Source organism: Citrobacter sp. U14242 (assembly GCF_046555775.1).
Taxonomy (GTDB): Bacteria; Pseudomonadota; Gammaproteobacteria; order Enterobacterales; family Enterobacteriaceae; genus Citrobacter.
In genome coordinates this window covers 21750-35953 of record NZ_JBKGLW010000019.1, presented here as the reverse complement: position 1 = coordinate 35953, position 14204 = coordinate 21750, and the positions used below count along the sequence as shown (strand labels likewise).

Genomic DNA, 14204 nt, shown 5'->3' with positions numbered 1-14204 from the left:
GCGCCTTGATTGAATACGAGAGCCGCATCGCGGCTCTTTTTTTATTAGCGTACGCCAGCCATACGTTTCTTACCGATAAACAACCAGCCCAGACCCAGAGCGATAAACCACAGCGGCGTAACGATCAGCGCCTGACGGGTATCCTCTTCCAGCGTCAGCAGCACCAGTACGAAGACGAAGAACGCCATACATACCCAGCACATCAGCTTGCCTAACGGCATCTTGTAGATTGATTTCTCATGCAGGTGTGGACGCTGTTTGCGATACACCAGATAAGAGCAAAGAATGATGGTCCAGACAAACATAAACAGGATTGCCGACACGGTGGTGATCATAGTGAACGCACCGATTACGCTCGGGTTCACATAGAGCATGACCACGCCGCCCAACAGGCAGATACAGGAGAAGGTCAAGCCTTTCGCCGGCACCGCACGTTTAGACAGCTTAGCAAACGCTTTTGGCGCAACACCTTCCTGAGCCAGACCAAACAGCATACGGCTGGTAGAGAACACGCCGCTGTTTGCGGAAGAGGCCGCTGATGTCAGCACCACAAAGTTAATCAGGCTCGCCGCCGCTGGCAGACCTACCAGCACAAACAGTTCAACGAATGGGCTCCTGGTGGGAACCACCGAGCTCCACGGCGTCACGGACATAATCACGATCAACGCGAAAACGTAGAACATGATGATACGGATTGGAATCGAGTTAATCGCGCGCGGCAGAGACTTTTCCGGATCTTTAGTTTCTGCAGCCGTCGTACCCACCAGTTCAATACCGACAAATGCGAAGACCGCTATCTGGAAGCCCGCAAAGAAGCCACTCAGACCTTTCGGGAACCAGCCACCGTCATTCCACAGATGTGTGAACGAGGCCTGAACGCCGGTTGGCGACTGGAAGTGCGTCAGTACCATCACCAGACCGACGACAATCAGGCCGACAATGGCGACGATTTTGATCATCGCAAACCAAAACTCCATCTCACCAAACATTTTCACCGTGGCGAGGTTAAGAGCCAGCAACAGAATGATCACCGCCAGCGATGCCACCCAGTCTGACAGTCCGGGGAACCAGAATTGTGCATACGCTGTAATGGCAACGACATCTGCCATCCCGGTAACCACCCAGCAGAACCAATAGGTCCAGCCGGTAAAATACCCGGCCCATGGCCCGAGCAGGTCGGAAGCGAAATCACTAAAGGATTTGTATTCGAGATTCGAGAGCAGCAATTCTCCCATTGCCCGCATCACGAAGAACAGCATAAAACCGATGATCATATAGACAAAAATGATCGACGGCCCGGCGAGGCTGATGGTTTTCCCGGACCCCATAAACAGGCCGGTACCGATAGCGCCACCAATGGCAATAAGTTGAATATGACGGTTTGTGAGATTGCGCCGTAGCGACTGTTCAGACGAAGCCTCTTCAACGGCTTCGACTTTTACCTGATCTACCATGTTTTTTCTTCCTGTACCTGTCTGTGTTGTTCAGGCTCTACGGCCTTTAGTGTGTCTATGATACGACGATCCTGTTGGCAGGACTCATCGATATTAGGTAAGAATCGGCGGGATGAATACTAAGATTTAGATATAATGTTAATTTTATGTTTAAAGTGAGTGTCATATCACTCTGATAGCGAGAATCAGTTCACAAAAATACACGCAATATCATCATTTGCAAGATAAAATATCAACATTGGCATAACAATAGATTTTTCACGCTATTTTGTTGCTCCCCCCTGCGTTGGGGGGAACAGAAGTCACTGCTTACAGGATTTCAAGCAGCTCAACTTCAAATACCAGCGTGCTGAACGGAGGAATGGACGCGCCAGCGCCACGCTCACCGTAAGCCAGTTCCTGAGGAATAGTCAGTTCCCATTTGGAACCTACCGGCATCAGGGTCAGTGCTTCAATCCAGCCAGGGATCACGCCGTTAACCGGGAATTCCGCCGGTTCACCACGCGCAACAGAGCTGTCAAACACGGTACCGTCGATCAGTTTACCGGTATAATGCACGCGCACGTGGTCGGTACGTGCCGGGATAGCACCTTCACCCTGCGTCAACACACGGAACTGCAGACCGGATTCAGTGCTGTTCACACCGTCTTTCTCACGGTTTTCTTCCAGATATTTGACGCCATCAGCCGCCATAGCCTGAAAACGCTCGCGACGTACTGCATCAGCACGTTCGTGAATTTCACGCAGCGCACGGTGCACAACATCAACAGGCACTGCCGGGTGTTTACCTTCCAGCGCATCAGCGATACCCGCTACCAGCGCTTCAGGCAACAGCCCTTCCAGACCGGATTCGCTCAGCTGCTGTCCTACCTGCAAACCAATGCCGTAGCTTGCTTGCGCTTCGATAGTGTCAAAAGTCGGGGTAGCCATCATATTTCCTTTCATCGGATGTAAAGTAGCGGGCAGCATATCAGCCATGCCGCATCCGGTAAAACTTTGTCTCTGGAACAGATGACAAATCGCGAGGAAAAAGAAACAATGCTATTGCCCGCACCAATGTCACGAAAGCGGGTACCTGAACAAGTATCATAGAGTTAGCGATCTATACTCTATGACAGAGGAACGAGACGCGGAGCAGGAGGAAAGCCATGCCCGGGCGCTTTGAATTAAAACCAACCCTGGCGAAAATCTGGCATGCACCGGACAATTTTCGCATTATGGACCCGCTACCGCCTATGCATCGCCGTGGCATTATTGCTGCTGCCATCGTGCTGGTGATAGGTTTCCTGCTTCCTTCCAGTGACACCAACGATACCCCGGTGGTCACGCGTAATGCACAGCTGGATTTGCAGTCGCAGTCCCAGCCGCCAACTGAAGCGCAGCTTCAGGCGCAGTTGATCGCACCACAAAATGATCCCGGCCAGGTGGCTCCCGTTGCACCGGAACCCATCCAGGAAGGCGATCCCGAAACACAGGCACAAAGCCAGCAATCACAGCCTCAGACGCAGCCCTTTCAGCAGAATAGTGGTATTGAGCAGCAGTGGCGTACCTACCGCGTGGATTCCGGAAAAACGCTGGCCCAGGTCTTCCGGGACCATAATCTTCCACCGACCGATGTGTACGCAATGGCACAGGTAGAAGGCGCAGGAAAACCGCTGAGCAACCTGAAAGACGGTCAGATGATCCAAATCAGGCAGAATGCTAACGGGGTGGTGACCGGGTTAACCATTGATAGTGGAAATGGTCAGCAGGTATTGTTTACCCGCCAGCCCAACGGCAGCTTTATTCGCGCACGCTAAGACCGTCTCAGTCAGCAGGCCTGATGTGCGTAGCGCCATCAGGCATCAAGGTGAAGCACTAACGCTTCACCTTATTCACCCACCAAATCCCCGAACAGACCAGCACCAGCGCCACCGCATATTTCCATTCTAGAATGTTCTCACCGAGAAAAATTGACGACAGCACCGCCCCTGAAACCGGGATCAGGAAGTTAAACGGCGCGATCATTCCCACGCGGTTGTACTTGAGCAAAATGCTCCACAAAGCGAAGGCCACCGATGAAAGCAACGTCAGGTAACCCAGAATAGCCACTGAAGCAGAGCCGTGTACGGTCAGTGTCCCGCCAAAAGCATAACCGCCGATAACTAACGCCAGACCACCCATCCCCAGTTGGTAACCTGTCATGACCGTTGGGTCTACCGTCTGAGAAATGCGTTTACCGTATAGCGTGGCCGCAGAGAGAATAAAGGCCGCCATCACGACTGAACCGTCCCCTAACAGGTTGAAACTAAAATCCATTCCACTGTTGAAGTTCACCACCATCACGCCGGTAAAGCCCAGAATACAGCCCAGAGTTTTGTTGTAGCTCAGCTTGTCATTTTGATAGATAAAGTGGGCCAGCAGCACGCTAAAGAACGTACCGGTGGCATTCATGATTGAGCCCTTCACGCCCGTCGTGAACGCCAGACCAATATAAAAGAAAATGTATTGCAGCGAGGTTTGCGTCAACCCAAGTAGCGTAAGCTGGCCAAACTGACGCGGGCTTAACCTGCCAATCGGTTTACGTTGCACCGTCGCCAGCAGCAACAGCAATAATCCCGCAAACAGGAAACGGTATCCGGCAAAGACAATTTTTGACGGAATGTCATCCGTGGCAATCTGGAAAATCTCGTATCCGCTTTTTATCGCCGGATAAGCGCTTCCCCACAACAGGCAACAGAAAGCTGCGCCCAGGTAGACAACATTTTTACGCGCGAACAGAGGTTGGTGCGTTGGTTCCATTCCATCACCACTTTGAAATAATGTTTTATTTTTATGATTATCCCGAAAAGGACAAAGAATAGCCAGAGCGAAAAACAGGAGGGTAGAAAAGCAAAACGCCGACACAAGGCCGGCGCTTTTTACGAAATTGTCAGAATAAAAACTTATTCTGCAACTACGTTTACAGTCAGCTTAGCAAACACTTCGCTGTGAACCTGGAAGCTCACTTCGTGCTCACCAGTGGTACGCAGAACGCCGTTCGGCAGACGAACTTCGCTCTTAGCAACGTCAACGCCAGCTGCAGTTACAGCGTCAGCGATGTCGCGAGTACCGATGGAACCGAACAGTTTACCTTCGTCGCCTGCTTTAGACGCGATGGTAACGGTTTCCAGTGCATTGATTTTCTCAGCACGAGCTTCAGCAGCGGCCAGAACGTCAGCCAGTTTGGCTTCCAGTTCAGCGCGACGCGCTTCGAAAAATTCAACGTTTTTCTTGGTAGCAGGAACAGCTTTACCCTGTGGTACCAGGAAGTTACGAGCATAGCCCGCTTTAACGTTAACCTGATCACCCAGGCTACCCAGGTTTGCTACTTTATCAAGCAGAATAACTTGCATTACCTTATCCTCTCAAAGTCGTATTAATGGACCGTGACCGATTACTGATGACGATCAGTGTACGGCAGCAGGGACAGGTAGCGAGCGCGTTTGATAGCGCGAGCCAGCTGACGCTGGTATTTTGCACGGGTACCGGTGATACGGCTTGGGACAATCTTACCGCTTTCGGTGATGTAGTTTTTCAGCGTAGCGATATCTTTATAGTCGATCTCTTGAACGCCTTCCGCGGTGAAACGGCAGAACTTGCGACGACGGAAATAACGTGCCATATGGCTAGTCTCCAGAATCTATCAATTCAATCTGCTCGGCATGCAGAACCATTTTGCTCAGGCCGTTCTTTGCCTTATGGCAAGAGATGAACCCCTGAACGGTCACTGCGCTACCGACCGTTATACTGTGAGTAATGGCCTGGTTTTCGTGTCCGCTAATAATAACGGGCATTTGGCACCACGCCTGCCGGTGAAACCCGGCTTCCTCCTGCACAGAACGATGCTCAAGCACGAACTGGCAATGAGGAATTCCTGATGGACTGACCTTTCGAAGGGGAGCCCTGCACACGGTGCCGGACAGCGCCAGACGGTTGGTCATCAGAAATTACTCTTCAGAATCCCCAGCTTCAGCATCATCTGCGGTTTCGTTAGCGAAATCATCGCGACGTTCACGACGCTCGTCTTTCGCTTTAACCATCGGAGATGCTTCGGTAACAGCGTGTTTAGTACGCATAACCATGCTGCGGATAACGGCATCGTTGAAGCGGAAGGTAGTTTCCAGCTCATCGATCACTTCCTGCGGCGCTTCAACGTTCATCAGAACGTAGTGAGCTTTGTGCAGTTTGTTGATCGGGTAAGCCAGCTGACGGCGGCCCCAGTCTTCCAGACGGTGGATCGTGCCTTCTGCACCAGTGATGGCAGCAGTGTAGCGTTCGATCATACCCGGAACCTGTTCGCTCTGGTCAGGATGGACCATAAAAACGATTTCGTAATGACGCATCGAATTGCTCCTTACGGATTATTCAGCCTCCTGTCTGGGTCAGCCGAGGCCCATGGAGGCAAGGAACGTGTTAAAGGTCGGCTGAAAAATGACGCGTCATAATACTGAGGTCAGCCGCTAAACTCAAGGTGATTGTACGATTATTTACCATGTCGCCATTAATACATATCCAGCAGCATTTTGACGCTGATACAAATGGAGACAACGACAATCATCGGCCGGATAACTTTCTTCCCGCGCGTCAGTACAACCGTCGCGCCAAGACGTGCGCCGAGGGACTGCCCGGCAAACATCACCAGCCCCAGCGACCAGATCATTTTACCGCCGAAAATGAAAAACAAAATCGAAGCGATATTTGACGCCAGGTTAATAAAGTTAGAGTGAATTTGCGCCTTATCGATGCTGTATCCCCACAACAAGATATAGCTGAGCGTATAAAAGGAGCCGGCCCCAGCCCCGAGAAATCCATCATAAAAACCAATGCAACCACCACCGATCAACGAAAAGAGAAACAGGGAGACCTTCTGCTTTCTCTTCGGTTCGCTAAGATTAGGCGCAAAAATAAAGTAGATAGCAACGGCAATAATCAGTACTGGCAGCAGTTTTTTCAGCAGTTCTGGTTCAATGAACTGAATAAGCGTCGTACCTAATGCCGAACCAATAAAAGCAGATAAGAACACATACTTATGTTCCTGTACGTTGATGTGTCCCCGGCGTAAAAAGTAAATCCCAGAGGTAAGCGAACTGCCCAACGCCTGAATCTTATTGGTTGCTAGCGCGTTAGCCGGGGGTAAACCGGAAATCAGTAATGCGCCAATAGAGAGAAACCCGCCGCCACCTGACACCACGTTAATAAAGCCAGCCACCAGCGCGACCATAAACATAATCACAAAGTAGCTGAAATCCATGAATGAAGTATCCATAAGTTTTTGCCTTATAATCATAAAGTTATGTTTATTATAAGGCCCACTATAAACGGCGTACTCCTCTGGTTAAATTGACAATTTGGTAAGAGTTTATGCCTGGTAAACAGGTATTTTTTATCGCAGTGGTAGATATCAACTGACTGTTAATTAAAGGAAAGATGGCAATGCGGTAATTTTTTGAACAACTGCATCAGAAATGGTCGCTATCGACTATGTTGGTTGCGGTTAAAATTACATCAGAAGCTAACGACTCACAGGAGACAAACAACCAAAGACCGCAGTCGAGGAGGTACATATGCGAGCCCGTGTTTTGACCCTTCTGGCTGTGCTTTTGCTTAGCGCAAATGCAATGGCAGCCATCAAAATTGACAATCATCAGGCCAGAAATATGGATGATGTACAGAGCTTAGGCGTAATTTACATAAATCATAACTTCGCCACTGAAAGTGAAGCCACTCAGGCTCTGAACGAAGAGACAGATGCGCAAGGCGCAACTTACTACCACGAGATCCTCATCAGAGAACCCGGTAGTAACGGCAACATACACGCCAGCGCAGACATTTATCGCTAGCACCCGGAAATAACCAAGAAGAACATTGCCACAGTTTAACTTGCCCCCTTCATTGGGGGCTTTTTTTGCATGAAGGCGTTACCCCGAGCGGATCGATCGGTTACACACACCCAGAAGTGTACGTAGCCCGGGGCAACCGTTTCACGTCTGCCCGTAATAAGCATCGGGTCCATGCTTACGCATAAAATGCTTTTTCATCAGATAACCATCAATGGGGTTTAGCGCCGGGTTGATGCCGCGCGCAATCCACGCCATTTTCGCCACTTCTTCCATCACCACCGCATTATGCACCGCATCGTGGGCATCTTTCCCCCAGGCAAACGGTCCGTGCTGATACACCACAATTCCCGGCGTATGCAGCGGCTCGGCGTCGCCCAGCGTTTCGATAATCACTTTGCCGGTGTTCAGTTCGTACTCGCCCTGCACTTCTGCTTCGTTTAACGCCCTGGTACAGGGAATATCGCCAAAGAAGTAGTCCGCATGCGTGGTGCCTAGCGCCGGGATCGCGAGCCCCGCCTGCGCCCATGCGGTGGCATGGGTGGAGTGGGTATGGACAATGCCACCAAGCGACGGGTAACGGCGATAGAGTTCAAGATGCGTCGCGGTGTCTGATGACGGGCGATACTGCCCGTCCACCACCTTGCCAGACATATCGACCACCACCATATCGTCCGCTTTCATGGTTTCATAAGCGACGCCGCTGGGCTTGATCACCACCCGCTCGCTTTCACGGTCGATGGCACTGACATTGCCCCAGGTAAAGGTCACCAGCCCGTAACGCGGCAGATCCATGTTGGCTTCAAACACCTGCTGTTTCAGCTTTTGCATTATGCCGCCTCCACCAGACCTGCGTTGGCCATACGCGCTTTCACCCAATCACGCGCTTTCGCCACTTCCGCCGCCGGGTTTTCCGCCGTTTCGCTCCACATCTCAATCAGATAGGGCCCGCAATAGCCACTCTGTTTGAGCGTTTCGAAGCAACGTTCGAAATCCACCACGCCTTCGCCAAACGGGACGTTTTTGAAGACGCCCGGTTTAGTGTCTTTGACGTGAACCGCGACGATATGCCCCATTCCAGCCTGCAATTCCATCTGCACGTCGTTGTCCCACGCTGACAGATTGCCGATATCCGGGTAGAGCTGGAACCACGGGTTGTTGAGATAGTGGGCATAGCCCAGCGCCTTGCTGATGGAGTTCATCAACGGATAATCCATGATCTCCATCGCCAGCGTCACCTGCGCACGGCTTGCCATCTCGACGCTCTCTTTCAGCCCGTCCCGGAAACGGCGACGCGTTTCGTTGTTCGCTTCCTGATAGTAAACGTCATAGCCCGCCAACTGGATCACGCGAATGCCCACGTCCTGCGCGAACTGGATGGCTTTACGCATAATCTCCAGCCCCTGCGACCGCACGGCGTCGTCTTCACTACCCAGCGGGAAGCGACGATGCGCAGAGAGACACATAGAAGGCACACGCACGCCGGTTTCGACAATCGCATTCACCAACGCCAGACGTTGCTCCCGGCTCCAGTCCAGACGCGACAGGCGATCGTCGGTTTCATCCACCGACATCTCGACAAAATCGAACCCTAGCGTTTTCGCCAGTTGCAGCCTTTCCCGCCAGCACTCCCCGGCGGGGAGCGCTTTTTCATAGATGCCAAGTGGGATCTGTTTGGATAACATATCCGCTCCTTATCCCCACAGTTGGGCAATGGAACGTTTGAACTGACGCGCAGCCTCCACAGGAGAGGCGGCGTCTCGGATACTGCGACCGGCAATAAAGACATGAATCGGAATCCCCTGGAACAGCGGTAGGTCTTCCAGCGCCAGCCCCCCGGTAACAGTGACTTTGAAGCCCATATCGGACAGACGTTTGATCGCCGTAATGTCCGCTTCACCCCACGCCACGCCTGCGGCCTGTGCGTCACGACTGCGGTGATAAACCACCTGCCCAATGCCCGCTTCGCGCCACTCTTGTGCTTGTTCCCACGTCCAATAGCCAGTCAGTTCAATCTGTACGTCGCCGTTAAACTCGTGCGCTACGTCCAGCGCACCTTTAGCGGTGTTGATATCTGCACAGCAAATCACAGTGACCCAGTCAGCGTTGGCTTCGAAGCACATACGAGAGAGGATTTTGCCCGCATCGGCGATTTTGGCGTCTGCCAGCACAATTTTATGCGGGTAGAGTGCTTTCAGATCGCGAACGGCACGTACGCCTTCTGCAACACAAAGGATGGTGCCGACCTCGATGATATCCACCTCTTCGGCAATCAGCCGTGTCGTTTCATACGCAGAAGCCATTGATTGGTTATCCAGCGCAACCTGCAACATAGGTAATGGCATTTTAGTGTTCCTTTAAACAGCCGCCGCAGTGGCGTTATCAATTAAATCCAGCACTTCCTGCGCGGTGCGGCAGGCGCGTAAAAGGTCAAAATTGGCTTCATCATCAAACAGGTTAACAATCTGCATGATGCCGACTTCCTGATGCGTATTAGCGTCAATCGCCGCCATTGTGATCAGGATATCGACCGGGTCATTATCTTCATGGTTGAACACTAACGGTGTTTTCAGCGTGACCAACGCAAAACCGGTTTTTTTAACACCCTCTTCAGGGCGGCCATGCGGCATAGCCAGCCCAGGGGCAATCACAAAATAAGGACCGTGCTGTGCAACCCCATCGAGAATGGCCTGGTAGTAACACGGCTCAACCACATCTGCCGCCACCAGCAGATCGACGCCGATTTTCACCGCCTCCTGCCAGGTCTCCGCTTCAGCCTGCACGCGGATGGATTTATTTTCTGCCAGCGAATCACGTAGTTTCATAGCGAGCCCTTATTTCACGTCCTGTGGAAAGTGTTCTTTAATCACTTCCAGCAGTTTTGGACCAAAATCAGCGGGAGACAGCATGTTGCGCACCCCCACTACATACTTATTGCCAGAAACGGTAATTTCGCCGGCGATATGGGTAGAGGCGATGATGATGTCCGCGCCGCTCAGTTCACTTTTGTACTCACCCACTGCGCAGCTATTCACCGTGTGGTCAATATTTGACTGAGTTAAAAACTGATCCACCTTCATTTTCATGATCATGGAACTGCCCTGTCCGTTGCCACATACAGCCAGAATACGTACGGTCATAATCGGAACTCCTTATTAAGCAGAGTGTTCTGCCAGTTGTTTTTCTGCGTCTTCCTCAGCGCGCAATGAGCGTCCTGCGAAGAACATATAAGCCAGTGCAATCACAATAATGACGGCCATAAAGGCGATGCCGATGGAGAAGAAGCCCTGCATCATCGGCGGTGCCAGAATCGACCAGTCCGCCATCCCCATCCAGGCGCTCATACCGGTGAGTTTCACCGCCCAAACGCAGCCAAATATTTCGATCATGCCCATCACCAGACAAATCTTGAGCGCCGCTCGCCAGCCGCCAAAATGGTTAGCAAATACGCCGATAGTGGCGTTAGAGAAGAACATTGGAATAAAGCCGGGGATAATCAGAATGGAAGAGCCGAGGCCTACCAGAATGCCAACAGCAATCAGTTGGCCGATGGTGCCCCACATAAAACCCCAGACCACAGCGTTTGGGGCAAAGCTGTATATCGCCGCACAGTCAATCGCCAGTACCGCCCCTGGAATCAAACGTTGAGAAATACCGTTGAACGCTTCTGAAAGTTCAGCAACGAACATACGTACACCCTGGGTGATGATAAAAATGGCAACAGCGAACGAGAAACCGGTTTGCAGAATGTAGACCGTCCAGTGCACTTTACCCGCCATCGCCTGCACGGTGTCGATGCCAAAGGAGAGCAGGATGGCGCCAAAGAAGATAGTCATGACAATCGCCGTGGAAACGATATTGTCGTGGAAAATATTCAGCCAGCCCGGCAGTTTGAGATCCTCAACGCTCTCCTCTTTCTTACCCAGATAAGGCGCAATTTTATAAGCAATCCACGAGGCAAACTGCTGCTGGTGACCAATGGAGAAACCGCAACCGTCCGTCACTTCCTGAGTCGGTCTGTACATCATATTGGAGGTAATGCCCCAATAAAGTGAAACCAGAATCGCGGTGCAGATAATGGTCGTCCACATGGAGTAGCCGAAAATAAACAGCGTGACGGCAATCAATCCCGCCTGCTGGAACATGATGTGGCCGGTCAGCATGATGGTGCGAATACCGGTAATCCGTCGCAGCAGCACGTAACAGATGTTCAGCGCGAGTGCTAACAGCACCGCATACCCCACCCAGCTATAGGCATCCCCCATGCGTTCGATGGTCGCCATCATCGAGGCATAGGTATCGGAAATGGCTCCGTTGATACCGTAGACCTCGGACATCTTCGCCACAACCGGCTTAAAGGTGCTGGTCAGGATGCCAGACCCTGCCTGTAACAGCATAAAGCCGATGATCGTTTTGATCGTGCCTTTGATAATGACGCTGACGCTTTTACGCAACAGGATGTAGCCGAGACAGGTCACAATCCCCAGCAGCAGTGGGGCGTTAGTCATAACCTGATTAAAAAAGACGGTAAAGATGTTGTAGAGGATCTCCATAACGATCTCCAGTAGACGAAGTTGCTGAACATTCATTACAGATGCCCAGGATGTTGTGCCTTCACTCTAGTTTTCAAAAGTAATCACAACAAGATTGAATTTGATTAAATGTGATGCAGTACGCAAATAATTCTCTCACTGTAAGAATGGTCTTGTTCGTTATTCAGCAATAAAAAAATAATTCTCTATAAAACAAATAAATACGATTAAATCCTGATGCAAAAATTACTTATAACCCTGTTAATCCTGCCCATCCCTTGCGGTGACATAAAAAATCAGCACATTGCCTTCTTGATAAAATGATGTCAGTATCAATCAAATTAAATCACATTATGATTCAATATGAATAAACATGAGGGTAAATGCGATGAGTAAAGTAAAAAGTATCACGCGTGAATCATGGATCCTGAGCACGTTCCCGGAGTGGGGTAGCTGGCTAAACGAAGAGATCGAACAGGAACAGGTTGCGCCAGGCACCTTTGCTATGTGGTGGCTGGGCTGTACCGGAATTTGGCTGAAATCAGAAGGCGGGACGAACGTCTGTGTCGATTTCTGGTGCGGAACAGGCAAGCAGAGTCACGGTAATCCACTGATGAAAGCGGGCCATCAGATGCAGCGCATGGCAGGTGTGAAGAAACTCCAACCAAACCTGCGCACCACGCCGTTCGTTCTCGATCCTTTCGCCATTCGTCATATCGACGCGGTACTGGCCACTCACGATCATAACGATCACATTGATGTGAACGTCGCAGCAGCCGTCATGCAAAACTGCGCTGACGATGTCCCGTTTATCGGGCCGAAAACCTGTGTGGATTTATGGATTGGCTGGGGCGTGCCGAAAGAGCGTTGCATCGTGGTCAAACCGGGCGATGTGGTGAAAGTGAAAGACATTGAAATTCATGCACTTGACGCGTTTGACCGTACGGCTCTGATCACCCTTCCAGCCGATCAAAAAGCAGCGGGCGTACTGCCGGACGGCATGGACGAACGCGCAGTAAACTACCTGTTCAAAACGCCGGGAGGTACGTTGTACCACAGCGGTGACTCCCACTACTCCAACTACTACGCGAAACACGGCAACGAACATCAGATCGACGTGGCGCTCGGCTCCTACGGTGAGAACCCGCGTGGTATTACGGACAAGATGACCAGTTCCGACATTCTGCGTATGGCGGAAGCACTGAACACCAAAGTGGTGATCCCTTTCCATCATGATATCTGGTCAAACTTCCAGGCCGATCCGCAGGAGATCCGTATTCTGTGGGAGATGAAAAAAGATCGTCTGAAATATGGCTTTAAGCCGTTTATCTGGCAGGTTGGCGGCAAATTCACCTGGCCACTGGATAAAGATAATTTCGAGTACCACTATCCCCGTGGATTTGACGATTGCTTCACGATCGAGCCGGATTTACCGTTTAAATCCTTCCTGTAAGTTAAAAAACGCCGGGGAAACCCGGCGTAAAAAAATAATGGCAAAAAGATGAATATATTAGAACGGACACTTCCCAGTCGCAGGCATTATGGGCTGGCTACATTTATTGGTTTAATTGCCGGGATTGTTTCCGCATTTGTAAAATGGGGAGCCGAAGTCCCTCTTCCTCCACGTAGCCCAACAGACCTATTTACAAGCGCTTGCGGACCAGAATCATTAATGAGAGCTGCAGGACAAATCGACTGCTCTCGAAATTTTCTCAATCCACCCTATATTTTTCTTCGCGACTGGCTGGGTGTAGCGGACCCTAATTCTGCGGTTTATATTTTTGCCGGACATGTATTCAATTGGGTTGGTGTAACGCACATCATCTTTTCAGTTGTGTTCGCCGTAGGATACTGTGTTGTGGCCGAAATATTCCCAAAAATCAAGCTATGGCAGGGGTTACTGGCCGGTGCGTTAGCCCAACTTTTTGTCCACATGATTTCATTCCCTATCATGGGGTTAACACCCTCTCTCTTCACCCTACCCTGGTATGAACACGTATCAGAAATATTTGGTCATTTAGTGTGGTTCTGGTCTATTGAGATTATTCGCCGGGATTTACGTAATAGAATAACGCGGGAACCAGACCCTGAAGTTTCATCAGGCATACTACGATAATACGTCCCCTTAACCAGTTCCCTCTCCCTGTAACTAAGGGTGCAGTATTAGTTTCATGACGCCGGGAATCTTCAGCAACAGGCGAACGATTCCTGACGTTGTGATACCAGAAAGAGCGATGGACGGCGGGTGCTACCACTCACTCAAGTCAGCATTTGCCGTAGAGTTCAGCACATTGAAGATGCTTTTCAGCTTTTACTTTAGTATTTTCAGGCTATTTCAAATATCCTCTTTTAAAATCAAT

General features: G+C 50.7%; 18 protein-coding genes. 4 read left to right on the top strand and 14 right to left on the bottom strand.

What is annotated here, in order from left to right; translation table 11 throughout:
* Positions 1-44: 44 nt before the first annotated feature.
* Together cycA and fklB are read right to left on the bottom strand one after the other, a co-directional pair.
* Entirely contained in the window at positions 45-1454 is a 1410-nt protein-coding gene (gene cycA, locus ACLJXE_RS23080; RefSeq protein WP_410752145.1) for a D-serine/D-alanine/glycine transporter, read from the bottom strand.
* A gap of 309 nt (positions 1455-1763) precedes the next feature.
* Positions 1764-2384, bottom strand: coding sequence for an FKBP-type peptidyl-prolyl cis-trans isomerase (fklB, locus tag ACLJXE_RS23075; protein ID WP_286630823.1), 621 nt, complete (start codon positions 2382-2384; stop codon positions 1764-1766).
* A gap of 218 nt (positions 2385-2602) precedes the next feature.
* Here fklB and ACLJXE_RS23070 point away from each other — a divergent pair, with 218 nt between their 5' ends.
* Positions 2603-3253: a LysM-like peptidoglycan-binding domain-containing protein gene (locus tag ACLJXE_RS23070; RefSeq protein WP_410752144.1), complete on the top strand. Its 651-nt coding sequence runs from the start codon at positions 2603-2605 to the stop codon at positions 3251-3253.
* 58 nt (positions 3254-3311) lie between these two features.
* Here ACLJXE_RS23070 and ACLJXE_RS23065 read toward each other — a convergent pair whose 3' ends face one another.
* The 6 genes from ACLJXE_RS23065 to ACLJXE_RS23040 all read right to left on the bottom strand — a co-directional run bounded on the left by ACLJXE_RS23065 (position 3312) and on the right by ACLJXE_RS23040 (position 6741).
* Positions 3312-4235, bottom strand: coding sequence for a DMT family transporter (locus ACLJXE_RS23065; protein ID WP_410752143.1), 924 nt, complete (start codon positions 4233-4235; stop codon positions 3312-3314).
* 143 nt (positions 4236-4378) lie between these two features.
* The gene (gene rplI / locus ACLJXE_RS23060) at positions 4379-4828 is read right to left on the bottom strand and encodes a 50S ribosomal protein L9 (protein ID WP_137383988.1); all 450 of its coding nucleotides are present in this window, start codon (positions 4826-4828) and stop codon (positions 4379-4381) included.
* A gap of 41 nt (positions 4829-4869) precedes the next feature.
* A complete protein-coding gene (gene rpsR / locus ACLJXE_RS23055) occupies positions 4870-5097 on the bottom strand; it encodes a 30S ribosomal protein S18 (protein WP_000135199.1) in 228 nt (75 codons plus the stop codon).
* Between the two features lie 4 nt (positions 5098-5101).
* A complete protein-coding gene (priB, locus tag ACLJXE_RS23050; RefSeq protein ID WP_003025674.1) occupies positions 5102-5416 on the bottom strand; it encodes a primosomal replication protein N in 315 nt (104 codons plus the stop codon).
* A gap of 6 nt (positions 5417-5422) precedes the next feature.
* Positions 5423-5818 carry a 30S ribosomal protein S6 gene (rpsF, locus tag ACLJXE_RS23045; RefSeq protein ID WP_003025672.1) on the bottom strand — a complete coding sequence of 132 codons (396 nt, stop codon included), beginning with the start codon at positions 5816-5818 and terminating at the stop codon, positions 5423-5425.
* A gap of 158 nt (positions 5819-5976) precedes the next feature.
* Positions 5977-6741, bottom strand: a complete 765-nt coding sequence (locus ACLJXE_RS23040) for a TSUP family transporter (protein ID WP_410752142.1) — start codon at positions 6739-6741, stop codon at positions 5977-5979.
* 298 nt (positions 6742-7039) lie between these two features.
* On the opposite strand from ACLJXE_RS23040, the gene yjfY reads away from it, so the two are divergent.
* Positions 7040-7315 carry a DUF1471 family protein YjfY gene (gene yjfY / locus ACLJXE_RS23035; RefSeq protein WP_202039800.1) on the top strand — a complete coding sequence of 92 codons (276 nt, stop codon included), beginning with the start codon at positions 7040-7042 and terminating at the stop codon, positions 7313-7315.
* Positions 7316-7456: 141 nt separating this feature from the next.
* On the opposite strand, the gene ACLJXE_RS23030 is transcribed toward yjfY, so the two are convergent.
* From ACLJXE_RS23030 to ulaA, 6 genes are read right to left on the bottom strand one after another with little or no spacing between them, the layout of a single operon-like run.
* On the bottom strand, positions 7457-8143 hold the full coding sequence (locus tag ACLJXE_RS23030; protein ID WP_410752141.1) for an L-ribulose-5-phosphate 4-epimerase: 687 nt from the start codon (positions 8141-8143) through the stop codon (positions 7457-7459).
* Positions 8143-8997, bottom strand: coding sequence for an L-ribulose-5-phosphate 3-epimerase UlaE (gene ulaE / locus ACLJXE_RS23025; protein WP_410752140.1), 855 nt, complete (start codon positions 8995-8997; stop codon positions 8143-8145). Before ulaE ends, ACLJXE_RS23030 begins: the two co-directional genes overlap by 1 nt.
* Before the next feature lie 9 nt (positions 8998-9006).
* On the bottom strand, positions 9007-9657 hold the full coding sequence (gene ulaD / locus ACLJXE_RS23020) for a 3-keto-L-gulonate-6-phosphate decarboxylase UlaD (RefSeq protein ID WP_286630553.1): 651 nt from the start codon (positions 9655-9657) through the stop codon (positions 9007-9009).
* A gap of 12 nt (positions 9658-9669) precedes the next feature.
* Positions 9670-10137, bottom strand: coding sequence for a PTS ascorbate transporter subunit IIA (gene ulaC / locus ACLJXE_RS23015; protein WP_410752139.1), 468 nt, complete (start codon positions 10135-10137; stop codon positions 9670-9672).
* A gap of 9 nt (positions 10138-10146) precedes the next feature.
* Complete coding sequence (ulaB, locus tag ACLJXE_RS23010) at positions 10147-10452, bottom strand: PTS ascorbate transporter subunit IIB (RefSeq protein WP_045439008.1); 306 nt, start codon at positions 10450-10452, stop codon at positions 10147-10149.
* A gap of 15 nt (positions 10453-10467) precedes the next feature.
* A complete protein-coding gene (gene ulaA, locus ACLJXE_RS23005) occupies positions 10468-11865 on the bottom strand; it encodes a PTS ascorbate transporter subunit IIC (RefSeq protein ID WP_410752164.1) in 1398 nt (465 codons plus the stop codon).
* Positions 11866-12232: 367 nt separating this feature from the next.
* Here ulaA and ulaG point away from each other — a divergent pair, with 367 nt between their 5' ends.
* Both ulaG and ACLJXE_RS22995 read left to right on the top strand, forming a co-directional pair.
* Positions 12233-13297, top strand: coding sequence for an L-ascorbate 6-phosphate lactonase (gene ulaG, locus ACLJXE_RS23000; RefSeq protein WP_410752138.1), 1065 nt, complete (start codon positions 12233-12235; stop codon positions 13295-13297).
* Positions 13298-13345: 48 nt separating this feature from the next.
* Positions 13346-13960, top strand: coding sequence for a YagU family protein (locus tag ACLJXE_RS22995; protein ID WP_410752137.1), 615 nt, complete (start codon positions 13346-13348; stop codon positions 13958-13960).
* Positions 13961-14204 lie beyond the last annotated feature (244 nt).